Below are 17096 nucleotides of genomic sequence, written 5' to 3' on the forward strand. Positions count from 1 at the left end.
CCTTCCACGCGCACTTCAACCGCGTATCAGGTTCAAGACTGGGGGCCACGGAGGTAAACAGCCAGAGTCTTTGGTCACTGCAGTTTGTGACCCCTTTCGGCCTGGCGTGCACTGTGACCTTCGGCACTGGACGCTGCGGTCTGCCCGGTGTTTGCCTGTCAACGAACCAGACTGTCCGGACTTGGAGAAGAAGTGACGCAACAGCGGGAGCCGCCTCTGCGGCCGGTCACAGCCGGGCTGAGTTCGGAGCGCGCCGCAGCCCTGCTGACGGAAACCGGACCTAATGTCCTGCCGGCTGCCAAAGCAGTGCCGCGCTGGCGCAGACTCGTGGGCGAACTGACCCACTTCTTTGCCCTGATGCTGTGGGCCGCGGCGGCCCTGGCTTTCATCGCCGGGATGCCCGAACTGGGTGTCGCCATCATCGTGGTGGTGATCGTCAACGGCATCTTCGCCCACGTCCAGCAGGAACGTGCCCAGAACGCGGCTGCGAAACTCCGCGGCCTGCTTCCGGCTGATGTCTCGGTCCGGCGGGACGGACGCCTTCTGAGGGTGCACACCAGTGCACTGGTCCCCGGCGACGCAGTGGTGCTGACGGCGGGGGACCGGGTGCCTGCCGACGTCGTCCTGGCCGGAGCCTCGGGCTGCGCGGTGGACGAATCCATGCTGACCGGTGAAAGTGAAGCCGTCGCGAAGGCCAGCGGGGACAGCGCCTGGGGCGGGACGTTCCTTGTCAACGGAGAGGCCGAGGCGGTGGTGGCCAGCACCGGAGGGAACACCCGGCTGGCCGGCATCGCCGCACTGACAAGCGGAACGGAGTCGCCGCCCACCCCGCTGGCCCTCGAGCTGCGCCGGATCGTCCGCCTCGTCGCTGCAGTCGCCCTGGCCGTGGCCGGTTTCTTCTTCCTCGTCTCCCTCCTGGTGGGCATCCCCTGGCGCGACGCTTTCCTGTTCGCGATCGGCGTCGCCGTAGCACTCATCCCCGAAGGGCTCCTGCCAACTGTCACCCTGTCCCTGGCGATGGGGGCACAACGGATGGCGGCGCGCAACGCTCTGGTCCGCAATCTGGAGGCTGTGGAGACCCTGGGATCCACCACTTTCATCTGCACCGACAAGACCGGGACCCTGACGCAGAACAGGATGAACGCCGTCGAAGTCTTTACGGCAGACGGCTATGTGAGGATCACCGGAGAGGGGTACCAGCCCGACGCCGACGTCGAGGGAACCGGGACTCCTTTGGCCATCCGGGTTGCGCTCGCCGCAAGGTCCGCTTCCGTGGGCAGGGCTGTCCTCCATGGTGGTGAGTGGAGGGCAGAAGGAGACCCGATGGAGGCTGCCATTGATGTCCTCGCCCGCAGGCTTTCAGGGTCAGCCCCGGAGGATGTGAAACCTCTGCGCAGGTTCGCCTTTGATCCCCGGCGTCGCCGTGAATCGGTCATCGTGGGCACAACGGTCTTTGTTAAGGGAGCGCCCGAATCGGTCCTGCCGCTCTGCGGAGACTCAGGAGCCGGTGCCCTGGGGGAAGTGGACGCGATGGCTTCGCGGGGCCTGCGGGTCATCGCTGTAGCTTCCCGTGAGCTTCCCGGTCCGGCACAGCGCTGGCTGGAAAGTCCGGCGGCGGACGTTGAGGAGGGCCTTGAGCTGCTGGGGCTGATCGCCTTGCACGACCCGCCCAGGCCGGACGTGGCCGAGGTGATCAGAACGGCCCGCGGCGCCGGAATCCGGATCGGCATGATCACCGGTGACCATCCGGCCACCGCCGCCGCCATTGCCAGGGAAATCGGCCTGATGGGATCGCCGGAAACGGTGGTGGAAGGTTTCCAGCTTCCGGAGGACGAGCAGATCCTCGGCGCCTTGCTTGACCGGGACGGCATCGTGGTGAGCCGGGTGTCCCCGGAACAGAAACTGCGCGTAGCCAGGGCCCTGCAGGCCCGTGGCCACGTTGTGGCGATGACGGGCGACGGCGTCAATGACGGTCCCGCGCTTCAGGAAGCGGACATCGGGGTAGCCATGGGACTGAGCGGAACCGACGTTGCGCGCGAAGCCGCTGACCTGGTGCTCCTGGACGACCATTTCGCCACGATCGTCGCAGCCATTGAACAGGGCCGTGCCACCTACTCAAACATCCGCCGCTTCCTGACCTACCACCTGACAGACAACGTCGCAGAACTGACGCCCTTCGTGATCTGGGCCCTGTCCGGCGGCCAGTTTCCCCTCGCCCTGGGCGTGCTTCAGATCCTCGCCCTGGACATCGGCACAGACCTTCTTCCCGCCCTCGCCCTCGGCGGCGAAGCGCCGGGCAAAGGTGTGCTGGGCAAGCCCCCGGAACGGCGGCACCTGATGGACCGAGCGCTGATGTTCCGTGTCTTCTGCATCCTTGGTCCCGTCGAAGCCGCTGTGGAGATGACGGCTTTCTCCACGGTGCTGTTCGGCGGCGGGTGGACCCGCGGGGACCCTCACGATGGCGGCCTTCTGATGGCGGCCTCCGGAGCAGCCTTCACCGCCGTCGTCCTTGGCCAGCTGGCAAATGCATTCGCGTGCCGCAGCGCGTCCCGGCCACCCTGGCAGCTGGGCTGGTTCTCCAACCGGCTCCTGCTTTGGGCAGTGATCGCCGAGATCTGTGTCCTGGCGCTGTGCCTGTACGTCGTTCCCGTTTCCGCAGTGCTGGGACAGCTCCCGCCACCGCCGGCAGGGTTCGCCGTCGCGGCCCTGGCCGTACCGGCGGTACTCGTCGCGGACTGGGTGTACAAGAGGACAGGGCGGCCGGGAAAGAACGCCGGCCAGCCGCGTGGCGTCCCCGCAATCCACAGGACCTAAGCCTCTGCTCCAGCCCTGGGTGGAACGGCAGGATCGAGCCATGAATGCAAGGACAACCATGACTGATGTTCACGTGGTGTGGCTCGAAGACGTCGGCATGGGAGACGTGCCCTCAGTCGGCGGCAAGAACGCATCCCTTGGCGAACTGACCCGTTCACTGCTGGCTTCGGGTGTCCGCGTGCCGGAGGGCTTTGCCACCACTGCCGCGGCCTACCGCGCCTTCATCGCAGCCAATGGCCTTGAACCGGGAATACGCGCCGCCATTGATGAATACCGCGCAGGCCGCAAAACCCTGCGGGAGAGCGGCGAGGCTGTCCGTGAGCTCATTCTCGGTGGCCAGTTTCCGCCGGACATCGCAGCGGATATCAGGGAGCATTACCGGGCGCTGTCCAAACGCACCGGACACGGCACCGCGTCAGTGGCTGTCCGCAGCAGCGCCACTGCTGAAGACCTTCCCGACGCCAGCTTCGCCGGTCAGCAGGAAACGTTCCTCAACATCGCAGGCGAGCGGGAGCTCATGGAGGCCTGCCGGCGCTGTTACGCCTCGCTGTTTACCGACCGGGCCATCAGCTACCGGGAAATCAAGGGCTTCGACCATCTGGAGGTAGCCCTGTCCATTGGTGTACAGAGGATGGTCCGCTCGGATCTGGGGGCATCAGGGGTTATGTTCTCGATCGACACCGAGTCCGGTTTTCCGCGCAGCGTGCTGATCAGCGCGGCCTGGGGACTGGGCGAAACCGTGGTTCAGGGCAGTATCAACCCCGACAAATACCAGGTGTTCAAACCGCTGCTGTCCAACCCCCGGTTCGTACCCATCATCGAGAAGACGCTGGGTGCCAAAGAACGGAAGATGGTGTACAGCCGGGGTGGGCATGCGCGGACCAGGACAGTGGACACATCCGACCAGGAGCGGCGGTCCTTTGTTCTCACGGACTCAGAGATCGTGACCCTTGCCCGCTGGGCCGTGGCGGTGGAGGACCACTACGGGCGGCCGATGGACATGGAGTGGGCACGAGACGGTTCCACCGGAGAGCTCTTCATGGTCCAGGCCCGGCCGGAGACGGTCCAGGCCCGGCGCAGCGGGTCGGTGTTCAGCGTCTACCACCTCCGCGAAAGGGGGCGGCTGCTGGCCGCCGGTGCCGCAGTCGGGGAAGCGATCGCGCACGGAGTTTCCTGCGTGATCCGGGATGCCAAGGACATTGACAACTTCCGGGACGGGGACATTCTCGTTACCAGGATGACCGATCCTGATTGGGTGCCAATCATGCAACGGGCCGCCGGCATTGTTACCGACCACGGGGGTCCGACTAGCCATGCCGCCATCGTCAGCAGGGAACTGGGCGTACCTGCCGTCGTAGGTACCGGCAACGGCACCTCCGTCCTTGAGGATGGAAAGCCGATTACGCTTTCCTGCGCCGGGGGTGAGGACGGGGAAGTCTACGAGGGTACGTTGGCGTTCGACGTCGAGGACGTGGATCTCGGGGCGTTGCCTGAGACCCGGACTGCAGTAATGGTCAACATCGCAAGCCCGTCAGCTGCCTTCCAGTGGTGGCGCCTGCCTGCCGCGGGAGTTGGCCTGGCAAGGATGGAGTTCATTATCAGCAACCTCATCCGGATCCATCCCATGGCGCTAATCCATCCCGAACGCGTCAAGGACCCCGGCGAGGCGGACCGCATCAGGGAACTTACGTATGGCTATGACGATCTCAAGGAGTACTTCGTCGACGTCCTCGCCACGGGCATCGGGAAAATTGCGGCGCCCTACCACCCGCACCCTGTGATCGTCAGGCTCAGTGACTTTAAGAGCAACGAATATGCCCACCTGATTGGCGGCGGCTCCTTCGAAGTTGCGGAGGAGAATCCCATGCTGGGCTTCCGTGGCGCATCACGCTACTACCACGAGCGGTACCGCGAAGGATTTGCCTTGGAATGCCGGGCGCTGAAGCGGGTGCGGGAGCAGCTCGGATTCGCCAATGTGGTGGTGATGGTTCCGTTCTGCCGCACACTCCAGGAGGCGGACATGGTCATCAGGGTGATGGCCGAAAACGGCCTGGTCCGCGGTGAGGAAGGACTCCAGCTCTACATGATGTGTGAGATCCCCTCAAACGTCATTCTGGCCACAGAGTTCGCCCGGCGCTTCGACGGGTTCTCGATCGGCTCCAACGACCTGACGCAACTTGTCCTGGGCGTGGACCGCGACTCCGAGCAGCTCGCGGAGCTCTTCGACGAAAGGGATGAGGCTGTCACCTCGATGATCGCCCAGGTCATCGGCAAGGCCCATGCAGCCGGCATCAGGATCGGGATCTGCGGCCAAGGACCGAGCAACCATCCGGACTTCGCGCAATTCCTTGTGTCGCAGGGCATCGATTCGATTTCGCTCAACCCGGATACCTACCTCAGGACGGTTCCGGTCATCGCCGCCGCTGAGAAATCCGCATCGTGAGCCGCCTGGGCATACTCACCAGCGGCGGGGACTGCCCAGGCCTGAATGCCGTCATCCGCGGTGCGGTGCTTGGTGGCGTTATTTCCCACGGCTATGACTTCGTGGGATTCCGGGATGGGTGGCGGGGCGTGCTGGAAAGGGACCTGGTCCCCTTGCCACGGCACGCCGTCCGCGGGCTTGCGCGAATGGGCGGCACTATCCTGGGCACTTCGCGGACCAATCCGCTCAGGGACGGCGGCGTGCCGGCCGTCCGGGAGAGCCTTCAGGTTCTGGGCGTCGACGGAATCATCGCCGTCGGGGGAGAGGGTACCCTCGCGGCAGCCCAGGAACTGTCAAGCCAGAGGATCAAGGTCGTGGGCGTGCCCAAGACGATCGACAATGACCTCGATGCGACCGATTTCACCTTTGGGTTCGACACCGCCGTCCAGACCGCAACGGAGGCCATCGACAGGCTCCGCACCACCGGGGAGTCGCACCACCGCTGCATGATCGCAGAGGTCATGGGCAGGAACGCCGGCTGGATCGCCCTCCACTCCGGGATGGCCTCAGGCGCCCACGCCATCCTCATTCCCGAACACAGGGTTTCGCTGGAGCAGGTTGCCGGGTGGGTGCAGTCTGCGCGTGACCGGGGACGCGCACCGCTGGTTGTCGTAGCGGAAGCCTTCGCGCCCGCGGGCCACGACGCACCCTATTCACCCCGCGGACTGGACGCCTTTGGCAGGCCGCGGCTGGGCGGCATCGGCATGCTTCTCGAGCAGGAACTGCAGAAGCTCACGGGGATCGAGACCAGGGCCACCGTCCTCGGCCACATCCAGCGGGGCGGCGCGCCCACCGCCTTCGACAGGGTTCTTGCCACGCGGCTGGGGCTGGCGGCAGTCGATTCTGCTGCCAACGGGCGTTGGGGGACCATGGTCTCCCTGCGCGGAACCACCATCGTTAACGTCGGCTTTGCAGCCGCCCTGGGCCGGCTCAAGACCGTGCCGGAGGAACGTTACCGGGAGGCAGCGGTCCTGTTCGGCTGACCGGGCCGGCACGTTCGGCTGACCGGGCCGGCACGGTAAAGAGCCGGCCCGGTATAGATCAGCTGCGTTGTATCTCGATCTTCCTTGCAGCAGGCTTCTGGGCTGTTTCGGGCACCGGGGTCCGGACCTCGAGCACACCGTCCTTGTAGGTCGCGGTGATATCACCCTGGTCAACGCCGTCGGGCAACGCAAGCCTCCGGACAAAGGACCCGTAGCGGAACTCCGACCGGTAGCTGTTCTTGTCCTTCTGCTCGGTCTTTTCCCTGCGCTCAGCCTTGATTTCGAGGGCGCCTTCAACGATGGCGACGCTGACGTCCTTCTCCGGATCAATCCCCGGCAGTTCGGCACGGACCACCAGGGTGTTGCCCTCAACCGATTCTTCGACCCGGATCCCCGACGCCGCGGTGTCGCCTTCGAAAAGCCTTTCAATCAGCTCGACGGGGGAGCGCCGGGTGTCGAACCACTTCATCAAATCAGCCATGTCTCTGCCTCCTGCAACGGTGACCGCCGGGGCCGTGTGCCCCACCTTTTAAGCTTCGGACCCCCGTCCGGACGCACCCAGAGGCTTTGGTCCCTTCAACACGGGCGCGGCGCTTGACGGGGTGGGGGCTAGGATCGCTACCATGAGCAGCTCCCATTCAGAGTCGCAAACCGAAGTCCTGGCCCCGGTGGAATGCTGGAAATACCTGCAGGCCTCATACATCGGCAGGCTGGCGGTGATCAATGGCGCGGCACCGGAAATCTTTCCGGTGAATTTTATTGTCATCGGAGAAACGCTGGTCTTCCGCACGGCCCCCGGCACGAAACTTCGTGCCCTGCTCAGCGGCGGCGCCGTGGCCTTCGAGACCGACGGGCTGAACGCCTATTCGACCGAGGTGTGGAGCGTTGTGGTCAAGGGAACGCCGGGGCCCTTTGACGGGGATCCGGCCAGCCTCGAGGAGGCCGGTCCTGACCGCGAGCCCTGGCAGTCCGGCCTCAAGGAGCATCTGGTGCAGATCACTCCCGCAGAGATAACGGGACGGAGGTTTGCCGTGTCACCGCGCTCGCGCTGGTGGCCGCCACAGGACTTCGCGGCGGACTGGACGTAGCACGGCGCGCACGGTCAAGCTGCTTCACCGGGAGCGGTCGGAGCGGTCCGGGGCGTACCGCCGCGCGTGGACGTGGCTGAGGATCAGGACGCCAATAATGCCGGCGGCGGAGGCGGCCAGGGAAGCGGCTGCCAGCTCCGGCGGAGGCCATTCAAGCATAAAGAAGTCCTGGAGGAGAGGAACGGTCAGCAGCAGGACGAGCCCCGCACACATGGCCGCAATGATGGCGAGGCGGAGGCCGCTGACCGGGCGGCTGATGGCCGCCAGGACGCTCAGGGCAACGAGGGACAACGTCACCACGGACGCCGTGCGGCTTGACGCCTCGCTGAAGCCGCCCATCATGGCGGAATACACGTTCACCGCCAGCACCGCGGCCGCAATGATGATCCCGGCCGGGATGGCCATGGCCAAGGACCGCTTCAGGAATCCGGGGTTATAGCGGCGGGCGTTGCTCATCAAGGCCAGGAAAAATGCGGGAATGCCGATCGTCAGCCCGTCCGTGGCGGAGAGTTGCCGCGGAAGGAACGGAAAGCTCCACATCAGGGCTCCGAACACCACCGACAGTGCCACGGCGTAAGTGGTTTTGCTCAGGAACAGCACTGAGACCCGTTCAATGTTGGCGATGACCTGGCGGCCTTCCGCCAGGACTGCCGGCAGCCTGTCGAAACGCCCGTCCAGGAGCACCAGGCGGGCCACAGCCTTGGTGGCAGGGGCAGCGGTGTCCATGGCGATGCCGATCTCCGCTTCCTTGATCGCGAGGGCGTCGTTAACGCCGTCCCCGGTCATGGCCACGGTGTGCCCCATCCCCTGGAGGGCCAACACCATGTCCTTTTTCTGGGCAGGCGTGACCCGGCCGAACACCGAATAGCCCGCCAGCGTCTCTTCCAGCAGCTTCCCATCGGTGGGCAGGTGCCGCGCATCAAAGCCGCGTCCGACGTCGAGCCCCACCTCGCGTGCCACGGCTGTCACTGTCCGGTAGTCATCACCGGAAAGGATTTTCACGGACACGCCCTGCCGGCGGAAGTAGGCCAGGGTCTGCGCGGCGTCGGGGCGGACCTTTTCCCTGAAGGTCAGGAGGGTGGCGGCAGCAAGGCCCGGGGGAAGTTGCACATCTTCCGCCTCGCCGTCGGGGATGATCTCCTGGCTGTGGGCCAGGACCAGGGTGCGCAGGCCAGAAGTTGCCAGCCGGCTGGCATGCTCCAGAACCGCCCCCGCGGAAGCGCCGCCCGTTGCGGCGTCCTCCGTAAACACCATTTCGGGAGCCCCGAGGACCCAGGTGCCCGCCGCGGAATGGAGTGCCGGAAAACTCGCCGCACTCCATTTCCTCGCGGAGGAGAACGGAACCACGACGGCGGGGGCCGGGCCGCCGTCGAACGCGAACGTGGCCGCGAGGCAGCGGGCAGTGGCGTTGGCGTGGGGGTCCGCACCGAACCATCCCAGCGCCTCCTGCCATCCGGGAGGAGCGGTCAGCCCGGCATTGTGCACGCCGTCCAGGATGACCCTGCCCTCGGTAAGGGTGCCGGTCTTGTCGATGCAGAGGACGTCCACGCGGGCAAGCCCTTCCACAGCTGCCAGCTCCTGAACCAGCACTTTTTGGCGTGCCAGCCGCAGCCCGCCGACGGCGAACGCGACGCTGGTCATGAGCACCAGGCCCAACGGGATCATCGCGATGGCACCGGCCACCGCACCAACGAATGCTTCCACCCAGGCCCCGGACCTGAAGGCCGCATCCCAGCCGCCCTTCGCCTGCATCTGGCCGTTGGTGATGATGACCATGACCGGAAACAGTGCCCAGCTGATCCAGCGAAGGACGCGGCCGATCCCGTTGCGGATCTCGGAATTAACCAGTGAGAACCGTTTGGCCTCAGCGGTGAGCCGGCTGGCGTATGAGCCTGCTCCCACTGCCACCACGCGTGCCCTGCCCTGGCCGGCCGTCACAGTGGACCCTGAGAGGACCAGGGAGCCCCTGTCCTTGTCCACGGGTTCGGATTCACCCGTGAGGAGCGATTCGTCCATTTCAAGGCCGGTTTCGTCGAGGATCAGCGCGTCCGCCACGACCTGGTCGCCGGCCTGCAAGACTGCGACGTCGCCAAGGACCACGTCCGCGACTGCGATTTCCTGGACCGAGCCGTCCCTGAGCACCCGGGCCCGGGGAGCATCGAGGACGGCCAGACGGTCGAGCAGCTTCTTGGCGCGGTACTCCTGAACCACACCGATGACCGCGTTGCTCACTGCCGCAAAACCGAAAAGTGCGTCCTTCCACTGTCCCAGCAGGAGCAACAGCAGGAAGCAGGCGCCCACTATGGCATTGAACAGCGTCAGCACGTTTGCCCGGAAGATCTGCCACAGACTCCTGCTGGAGTCCTCAGGTTCGCCGTTCGCCAGCCCCGCCAGCGTTCGCTCCCGGACGTCGTCCGCCGAGAGCCCGGACCCGGCGGGAGCATCCGCCCCGGACTCATAAGACGCCGCTGCGGTGCTCACGCCGTGACCTTCAGGTACGCGACGAGACCGCAGAGCCGAGCATCTTTCCCCATTCCCGTGCCCTGTCGAGCTCGCCGGGCAGCAGCTGGTTTGTGTCGTCAACGAGGAAGCTGGCAGGTTCAGCCACCAGCTCAAGGCCATGCTGCCGGAGGCGCTTCGCAATGCCTTTGGAGGCATGGCCGGTAAGGAGCTGGTTGCCCTGCAGCCTGGTATCAAAGGCTGCAGCTTTGCCTTGTGCCTTGTCCAGGGAAGCGAACCAGGCCCGCAGCCCGGGTCCGTCGGACGAGGCGTCCGGGACCAGCCCTTTCTCCGGATGCTCGAGGGCATCCTTGACTGCCGCCTCCCACATCGGCTTCCTGCTCATACCGTGGACATGGGTCGGTCCTCCCACCACCAGGAGATCGGTGCTGGTGGGGTCCGTCCGCTCCGCCTCTTCGACCGACATCACCTGTGGTTCGACGGCGTCCTTCAGCCCCTCCGCGATCGCATTCGCTACGGCGTGCGTGTTTCCGTAAAGGGATTCGTACACTATGGCCGCTTTCATGACGGTGCCTTCCGCTCCAGTGCCGTTGAGAGGGTTTTCGCCCAGCTGGCTGCTTTTTCAAGTTCCCCGCTGCGGAGAGGCCCCTCGGAACCCCGGACGTAGAAGGGGGCCGGGTTGGAGATGATGTTGGCGCCGCCTTCCTTGAGCAGCCTGGTCATCTTCTTGGCGGCGTCGCCGTGGATGAAGAAACGGACGCGGGTGTCGAACGCCGCCGCGTTGATTCCCTTCAGCTTGCCCTCGCCGAGCTGCGCCAGCAGCTGGGTGATCTTCGGAGTGGGGCGCCAGCCGTTGATGGGGGAGCCGACGACGAGCAGGTCTTCAGCTGCGAGACTGCCGGGGTCGAAGTCGGTCACCGAAACCGCGCTGGCGCGCAGGGGCGTGAGGGCTCGTGCCACGGCCTCGGCAACTGCCTTGGTGTTCCCAAAGGCAGAGTCGTAAACGATGTGCGCTTTCATGCCGTGATGACCACCTTAAGTGCGTTCGTCTCCGATGCCCTGGCGAAGGTGTCGTAGGCATCCAGGAACTGGTCAAAAGTGAAATGGTGGGTCGCAAACTTCTCGGCAGGCAGTTTTTTCTGCGCCACGAGTTTCAGCAGCATGGGTGTGGTGTTGGCGTTCACGAGCCCCATGCTGATGTTGATGTTTTGGATCCAAAGGTTTTCCACATGGAGTTCCACCGACTTTCCGTGGACCCCGACGTTGGCCACGTTTCCGCCGGGCCGGACAATCTCCGTGCACATGCTGAACGTTGCCGGTATGCCTACGGCCTCGATGGCTACGTCGACACCCTGGCCGTCCGTCAGGGCCAGCACCTGTTCCTTCCAGTCGGCGTCCCCGGAGAGCACGACGTCGGTTGCGCCGAATTCGCGGGACTTCTCCAGTCGGTTCCCGTCAAGATCCACCGCGATGATGGTCGCGGCGCCATACAGTCCCGCGGTGGCGATTGCTGCCAGGCCCACGGGGCCTGCCCCAACGACTGCCACTGTGTCGCCGGGCTTTACCCGCCCATACTGGACACCGATTTCGAAGCCCGTGGGGAGGATGTCCGAGAGCATTACGGCCTGTTCGTCCGTCACCCCCGCCGGCAGCAGGTGGAGGGAGTTCTCGGCATACGGAACCCGGACGTACTCTGCCTGGGTGCCGTCGATCAGATGCCCGAAGACCCAGCCGATCCCCGCGGCGCCTTCCTCGCCCATGCAATGGGAATAGAGCCCGGTCTTGCAGTTGGCGCAGTGGCCGCAGGATTTGATGCACGAAATAATGACGCGGTCGCCGGGTTTCAGGCTGGTCACCGACGACCCGACCTCCGTAATGGTTCCCACGCCTTCGTGGCCCAGGATTCTCCCCTCCTGCACCGCCGGAACGTCGCCCTTGAGAATGTGAAGATCCGTCCCGCAGATGGTGGTGGTTTCCACCTTGACGATCGCGTCACTGGGACTCTTGATTGCGGGGTCCGGCACATCTGTCCAGGATTTCTGCCCCGGTCCGCCGTAGACGATGGCTTTCATAATTGTTCCTCGCTGTCGATGATGGGATCCACTGCGCACGCGGAATGACGTTCCCCTCAACGATGGCCTCCGGTGGGAGGAGCCGTAAGGGACGAAAGTCCCTTGGTCAGGTATTGGCCCGCCGTTCCGGGGCTTAATCCCCTGCCCGTGGGCCTGGCCACGATGATCCCGGCTGCCCGTCAGGATTGGCGCCCAACGAGGCCTGGCGCCAGGTCGGCTAGCTTCCGGTCCGTTGCCGGCAGATCATGACAGGCCCCGTGGCGTGGTGAAGGACGGCATGGGCGTTTGAGCCGAATGTTCCTTTGATGAGCCCTTCGCCTTTGCTCCCCACCACCAGGAGGGCTGCCCCGCGGGCGGCATTGAGGAGTGCCCTCGGGACGGAAGTGTCCTCGGCCAGTTCCTGGCTGACCGTCACCCCAGGGGCTAAGGTGCGGGCCGTGCTTACCGCAGTGCGGAGCATGCCACGGGCAGTCGCGGGACCGCCGGCGGGGGCGCCCCGGGGGCCGCTGGGGTGGCCGTCATGGGACCGGAGGACGTGGATGATCAGCAGGTCGGCGCCCGTCGCCGCCGCAAAAGCGCAGGCTTTGCTCAGGGCGCCGGCCGATCCGGAGGCGTCAATTCCTACCACGACGCGCCCGTCCGCGTGGTGATCGGACCGGACAACAACAACGGGACACGCCGCTGTCGCGGCGAGTTCCAGGCTCACTGATCCCACCAGAAGTCCTATGAATCCGCCGATTCCACGGCTGCCCAGGACCAACATGGCGGCCCCGTCCGAGATGCGCCGGAGATGGCCGGCGGGGAGTCCATACAGGAGGCTGGTCCGGATCTTGACTTGGGGGGCTGCGGTCAGTGCTTCCGCTTTGCCCTGGTCCAGAACTGCCTGGGCCTGATGCCGGAGGCCGCTGTCGGCTACGCCCGGGACGGGTCCGAGGTCGTGGGTCAGCATCGGCCACAACGAACAGTGAACCAGTTCCAGCTCAGCATCCACGGCCAGTGCGTGCCTTGCAGCCCACCGCACCGCCAGGGCGGCCGCCTCCGAACCGTCGTAACCTGTTACGACGCGTTCAGGGGAGGGCATGGCTGGACCCGGCCCGGCTGCCCTCTTCGGGGGATGCATGTCCGGGAGCAGTCACGAGCCCTGCGGGCAGGTCGGTGCCATGCGCGATCAGGACCGGGCATTTCGCGTGCTCGGCCACCGTTGTGCTGACCGCCCCCAGGAGCAGGCCTTCAAATCCTCCATGCCCGCGGCTGCCAACGACGACGAGCTGCGCATTTTTGCTTTCTTCGACCAGTACCTTCGCCGCGGGCCCCTGTGACACGATCATTTCCAGTTCCGGGGGTGGGTTCCCGTCGAAGGCCTGGGCCACGGCTTCGGCACAGATTTTTTGCGCTTCCTCTTCCGGGTTCCAGAGAACCGGGGTGAAGGTGCCAATGGCGATCTGGTACTGCCAGGACGTCACGGCACGGATGCCGGCGTTGAAGAGTGGTGCCAGCGCCATTGCCCAGCGCAGGGCGAGTATGGACGGGGCGCTTCCGTCGACGCCCACCACGATTGTGTGCTTTTCGGTCGGTTGATGCATCTCAGTTCCGTGACGTGTTTCGGCGCCCCGGTCCACGGATTGTCCACTGTCACTCATGCCAGTACCTTCCCCCTGTTATGGGGGCTGCGCCTAGGGCCGAAGGTCACCAAGACCAGGCCGTCCCGGCGGCTCACTGCAGCGACTCTTTCAGCAGTTCAGGAATCCCTGATGAGGACGGCGGCGCCCGTGAACCGGTCTGCGGAGAGATCCCGCAATGCCCGGTCCGCCTCGGTCCAGGGATAGGCAACAGTGGTGGGGTTCAGTGGTATTTTGCCTGCCTCGGCCAGGAATTCCTGGCCGTCCGCCCGCGTATTTGCGGTCACACTCCGGAGCCGGCGCTCATTGAAAAGATCCTTCTGATAGTCCAGCTCAGGGATGTTGCTCAGGTGGATCCCGGCCACGGCCAGCGTGCCTCCGCGGTCCAGGGCCTCGAGTGCTGGCGGGACCAGTCCGCCAGCCGGAGCGAAGAGGATGGCCGCGTCCAGCAGTTCAGGCGGCGTCTCGTCGGCGCCGCCGGCGAACACCGCTCCGAGCTCCAGGGCGAGGCTCTGCGCAGCAGCCGACCGGGTCATGACATAGACGTCGGCACCTTCGAAAATGGCCATTTGCGCCGTCAGGTGCGCCGATCCGCCGAATCCGTAGATGCCCAGTTTGCCGCCCGGCGTGATGCCGGAGCACCTCAGCGCGCGGTAGCCGATGATTCCGGCGCACAGCAGGGGCGCCGCTTTCTCATCGGTGAACACTTCGGGTATCCGGTAGGCATAGTCCTCGTGGACTGTCATCAACTCTGCATAGCCGCCGTCGGTATCCCAGCCGGTGAAGGAGGGCTCCAGACAAAGGTTCTCGGACCCCCGGCGGCAGAAACGGCAGGTGCCGCAGGTGCGGGCCAGCCAGGCCGCCCCAACCCGCTCTCCAAGGCCGAACCTGGAGCACCCGGCTCCAAGGCCCACAACCTCACCGACCACTTCGTGGCCCGGGATCCGGCCGAGGGCCCGGGGCTTGAGGTCCCCTTCGGCGAGGTGAAGATCAGTGCGGCACACACCGCACACACGTACAGACAGGAGAACTTCTCGAGGCGCCGGGGACGGGTCAGGCCGCTCACCAAAGCGCAAAGGCCCCGCTGCGATGGGACCGGGGGACTGGACCCACCATGCCCGCATGAAAGGCTTACTCCAGACCCGCCCGGGTGGCCTCATCCAACGGACCGCCCCAGGTCAGAGGTGCGGCGATCTTGAAGCGTCTGCCACTGATGCTCTCCGGAACAATCCGGATGAAGTGGTCCTTGCGGCCCGTCTCCCAGGGAAAAAGCAACTGGCCCAGGGTGTCCATCACCTCAGGGGTGCGATTTAGCGCAGTGGCCTGCCCTTTCACGATCACGCTCCATGCAACGCCCTTGTCCGTGTCGGCGCCGTCGGCCTCGAGAGCCACCTGCTTGCCAAGTGCAGACGCCAGCTTGGTTCCGGCGCCGGTCCGGAACACCAAGGACTCGTGGTCGACTTTGTAATTGATGGGAAAGATCTCGGGATGATCGTTTACCCACACCGCCAGACGGCCCACGGAATCGCCGCGCAACAGGTGCCAGCAGTCCTTAGGAGGAAGCTCGGCCGTCTCAGGGATTGATGCATCTGCAGTCATGGCCAAGATCCTACGGAGCGGTTGTGCCCCCATCTAGGGCACAAAGACCCCCTAATCGACCTATAGGCATGGATGAAACGGGCGGGGCGCGATAGTCTGTGAACAACTGCAGCAGCCGGTAGACCTTCGCATGCGGTACTTACCGCGGAAGGCGGTTTCCGTGAGCGATTTAATGCAGCCAAACGGGGAGAACAGGCCACCCGGTGCCAGTCCCCGCATCGCTGAACTCCTGACGGATTTTGTGGACTCTGCCGGTCAACCCACGAACGGCCACCAGCGGATGCAGGGGCTGCTGAACGCGGTGGTTGCCTTGGCCGAGGACCTCAGCCTTGAAGCCGTTCTGCACAGGGTTGTCAGCTCAGCCTGCCAACTGGTGGGGGCCGAATACGGGGCCCTCGGGGTTATCGGCGCTGATCAGGCCCTGAGCCATTTCATCACCGTTGGCATTGACGACGAACTCGCCAGGCGAATCGGCCCCCTTCCCACAGGTCACGGCGTCCTGGGCTTGCTCATCCGCGATCCGAAGCCGTTACGGCTGCATGATCTGAGCCGGCATCCGGATGCCTACGGCTTTCCGGCAAACCATCCTCCGATGAAGACCTTCCTGGGCGTCCCTGTCCGGGTCCGGGACGCCGTCTTCGGCAACCTTTATTTGACACAAAAGACCGGGGGCGGGGATTTCACCGACGAAGACGAGCATCTGGCAGAGGCACTCGCCGCTGCGGCCGGCGTGGCAATCGAGAATGCCAGGCTTTTCGAGGATGCACGCCGCAGGGCAGCCTGGCTCCAGGCGTGCATGGACGTGACCGGACGGATGATGGGCTCCGAGGACACCCCGGCGGGCCAGGACGGGGGACTGGACATGATTGCCGCCCGGGCGCTCCGCGAGTCAGATTCGTCCGTGGCCCTGATCCTGGTGCAGGAGAACACAGCCCGGGATATGGCAGCCGCGGAGAACACCTCACAAAACGACGTGGCGAGGGACCACACGCCAAACTATTTCCGCGTCGCAGGTGCCGCAGGCGGGAGCCCTTCGCGGTGGCTGGGGCGCCTGCTGTCCCTCGAGTCCGGCGAGATCAACAGTGTCATTGCCACGGGCAAAGCCACCCTGGTCCCGGACGCTGCCTCGGTCCTGGGTGCCCGGGACGTACCGGTTCCCAGCAGGCTGCTCGCGATTGATTTGAGCGCCCACGGAACCCATCACGGCCTTCTGGTCCTGTTGCGGGAATGTCCTTCCGGGACGTTCAGTACCACGGACATTGAGATGGCCCCGGTGTTCGGTTCGCACGTTGCCCTGGCGCTCGAATTGGCGCGTGCGCACCGGATGCGGGAACAGATAGCGGTATTCAGTGACAGGGACAGGATTGCCAGGGACCTCCACGACCTGGTGATCCAACGGCTGTTCGCGGCAGGTCTGAGCATCCAAAGCCTCCGGCGTTACATGACGGACGGTGCGGGGGCCAGCACCATCCAGACCGTGACCGACGAACTGGATGAGACCATCAGGGAACTCCGCAACACCATCTATTCGCTCAGTGATTCCGAGACAGGCAAGGAGCTTCTGAGCAGCCGAATCCTCCAAACCGTCCGCAGCAGTACGCAGTCCCTCGCCTTTGTGCCGCTCCTGACACTGACGGGCGCCGTCGACGCTGTCCGCGACGAAGAGACCGCTGCCAACGTGCTCGCTGTCATCACCGAGGGCCTGAGCAATGCCGTCCGCCACTCGGGAGCGGATTTCATCCGGGTCACTGTCTCAGTCAACGACGGACACGTTGCAGTCCATATCCAGGACAACGGCGTGGGGTTCACTGCGCCGGTGCCGGGCAACGGCCTCACGAATATGGAACATAGGGCGCGGTCGATGGGCGGGACCTTTGACGTCTCAGCCAACCCGGAGTCCGGGACGGCGCTGATGTGGACGGCCCCGGTTTTTTGACCCGGTTCTGAGTCCGCGGCCGCATGGCGGCAGTCGCCTGCGG

The 17096-nt window shown here is 65.1% G+C and carries 14 protein-coding genes; 5 read left to right on the forward strand and 9 right to left on the reverse strand.

Translation table 11 applies throughout. The features are described 5' to 3' along the window. Positions 1-192 precede the first annotated feature (192 nt). From ABIA70_RS15135 to ABIA70_RS15145, 3 genes are read left to right on the forward strand one after another with little or no spacing between them, the layout of a single operon-like run. A complete protein-coding gene (locus ABIA70_RS15135; RefSeq protein ID WP_354148396.1) occupies positions 193-2814 on the forward strand; it encodes a cation-translocating P-type ATPase in 2622 nt (873 codons plus the stop codon). Positions 2815-2872: 58 nt separating this feature from the next. Further along, the gene (gene ppsA / locus ABIA70_RS15140) at positions 2873-5257 is read left to right on the forward strand and encodes a phosphoenolpyruvate synthase (RefSeq protein ID WP_354148397.1); all 2385 of its coding nucleotides are present in this window, start codon (positions 2873-2875) and stop codon (positions 5255-5257) included. Continuing rightward, positions 5254-6279 (forward strand): 6-phosphofructokinase, encoded by a 1026-nt coding sequence (locus ABIA70_RS15145; RefSeq protein WP_354148398.1) that lies wholly within the window; start codon positions 5254-5256, stop codon positions 6277-6279. The genes ppsA and ABIA70_RS15145 overlap by 4 nt, the downstream gene beginning before the upstream one ends. A gap of 58 nt (positions 6280-6337) precedes the next feature. Here ABIA70_RS15145 and ABIA70_RS15150 read toward each other — a convergent pair whose 3' ends face one another. Next, positions 6338-6760, reverse strand: coding sequence for an Hsp20/alpha crystallin family protein (locus ABIA70_RS15150; RefSeq protein WP_354148399.1), 423 nt, complete (start codon positions 6758-6760; stop codon positions 6338-6340). Between the two features lie 142 nt (positions 6761-6902). On the opposite strand from ABIA70_RS15150, the gene ABIA70_RS15155 reads away from it, so the two are divergent. After that, entirely contained in the window at positions 6903-7367 is a 465-nt protein-coding gene (locus ABIA70_RS15155; RefSeq protein WP_354148400.1) for a pyridoxamine 5'-phosphate oxidase family protein, read from the forward strand. A 24-nt stretch (positions 7368-7391) separates the two neighbouring features. On the opposite strand, the gene ABIA70_RS15160 is transcribed toward ABIA70_RS15155, so the two are convergent. The 8 genes from ABIA70_RS15160 to ABIA70_RS15195 form a co-directional block, all read right to left on the reverse strand. Beyond that, positions 7392-9848, reverse strand: a complete 2457-nt coding sequence (locus tag ABIA70_RS15160) for an HAD-IC family P-type ATPase (protein WP_354148401.1) — start codon at positions 9846-9848, stop codon at positions 7392-7394. A gap of 10 nt (positions 9849-9858) precedes the next feature. Next, positions 9859-10392, reverse strand: a complete 534-nt coding sequence (locus ABIA70_RS15165) for a flavodoxin family protein (protein WP_354148402.1) — start codon at positions 10390-10392, stop codon at positions 9859-9861. Further along, on the reverse strand, positions 10389-10847 hold the full coding sequence (locus ABIA70_RS15170; RefSeq protein WP_354148403.1) for a flavodoxin family protein: 459 nt from the start codon (positions 10845-10847) through the stop codon (positions 10389-10391). Before ABIA70_RS15170 ends, ABIA70_RS15165 begins: the two co-directional genes overlap by 4 nt. Further along, a complete protein-coding gene (locus tag ABIA70_RS15175; protein ID WP_354148404.1) occupies positions 10844-11899 on the reverse strand; it encodes a zinc-dependent alcohol dehydrogenase family protein in 1056 nt (351 codons plus the stop codon). Before ABIA70_RS15175 ends, ABIA70_RS15170 begins: the two co-directional genes overlap by 4 nt. Positions 11900-12116: 217 nt before the next feature. Beyond that, complete coding sequence (locus tag ABIA70_RS15180) at positions 12117-12980, reverse strand: universal stress protein (RefSeq protein WP_354148405.1); 864 nt, start codon at positions 12978-12980, stop codon at positions 12117-12119. Further along, positions 12967-13482: a universal stress protein gene (locus tag ABIA70_RS15185; protein WP_354148406.1), complete on the reverse strand. Its 516-nt coding sequence runs from the start codon at positions 13480-13482 to the stop codon at positions 12967-12969. Before ABIA70_RS15185 ends, ABIA70_RS15180 begins: the two co-directional genes overlap by 14 nt. 155 nt (positions 13483-13637) lie before the next feature. Continuing rightward, entirely contained in the window at positions 13638-14678 is a 1041-nt protein-coding gene (locus tag ABIA70_RS15190) for a zinc-dependent alcohol dehydrogenase family protein (protein ID WP_354148407.1), read from the reverse strand. Continuing rightward, positions 14650-15117 (reverse strand): pyridoxamine 5'-phosphate oxidase family protein, encoded by a 468-nt coding sequence (locus ABIA70_RS15195; RefSeq protein ID WP_354148408.1) that lies wholly within the window; start codon positions 15115-15117, stop codon positions 14650-14652. Before ABIA70_RS15195 ends, ABIA70_RS15190 begins: the two co-directional genes overlap by 29 nt. Before the next feature lie 160 nt (positions 15118-15277). Here ABIA70_RS15195 and ABIA70_RS15200 point away from each other — a divergent pair, with 160 nt between their 5' ends. After that, entirely contained in the window at positions 15278-17053 is a 1776-nt protein-coding gene (locus ABIA70_RS15200) for a GAF domain-containing sensor histidine kinase (RefSeq protein WP_354148409.1), read from the forward strand. The last annotated feature ends 43 nt before the right edge of the window (positions 17054-17096 follow it).

The organism is Arthrobacter sp. 754, assembly GCF_040548695.1.
In the GTDB taxonomy this organism is placed as follows: Bacteria; Actinomycetota; Actinomycetes; order Actinomycetales; family Micrococcaceae; genus Arthrobacter.

What these genes read in the sequence shown, in the direction of transcription:
- ABIA70_RS15155 (WP_354148400.1), top strand. Translation starts at nt 6,903, where the DNA reads ATGAGCAGCTCCCATTCAGAGTCGCAAACCGAAGTCCTGGCCCCGGTG.
- ABIA70_RS15165 (WP_354148402.1), bottom strand. Translation starts at nt 10,392, where the DNA reads ATGAAAGCGGCCATAGTGTACGAATCCCTTTACGGAAACACGCACGCC.
- ABIA70_RS15175 (WP_354148404.1), bottom strand. Translation starts at nt 11,899, where the DNA reads ATGAAAGCCATCGTCTACGGCGGACCGGGGCAGAAATCCTGGACAGAT.
- ppsA (WP_354148397.1), top strand. Translation starts at nt 2,873, where the DNA reads ATGACTGATGTTCACGTGGTGTGGCTCGAAGACGTCGGCATGGGAGAC.
- ABIA70_RS15150 (WP_354148399.1), bottom strand. Translation starts at nt 6,760, where the DNA reads ATGGCTGATTTGATGAAGTGGTTCGACACCCGGCGCTCCCCCGTCGAG.
- ABIA70_RS15195 (WP_354148408.1), bottom strand. Translation starts at nt 15,117, where the DNA reads ATGACTGCAGATGCATCAATCCCTGAGACGGCCGAGCTTCCTCCTAAG.
- ABIA70_RS15170 (WP_354148403.1), bottom strand. Translation starts at nt 10,847, where the DNA reads ATGAAAGCGCACATCGTTTACGACTCTGCCTTTGGGAACACCAAGGCA.
- ABIA70_RS15190 (WP_354148407.1), bottom strand. Translation starts at nt 14,678, where the DNA reads ATGAGGCCACCCGGGCGGGTCTGGAGTAAGCCTTTCATGCGGGCATGG.
- ABIA70_RS15185 (WP_354148406.1), bottom strand. Translation starts at nt 13,482, where the DNA reads ATGCATCAACCGACCGAAAAGCACACAATCGTGGTGGGCGTCGACGGA.
- ABIA70_RS15180 (WP_354148405.1), bottom strand. Translation starts at nt 12,980, where the DNA reads ATGCCCTCCCCTGAACGCGTCGTAACAGGTTACGACGGTTCGGAGGCG.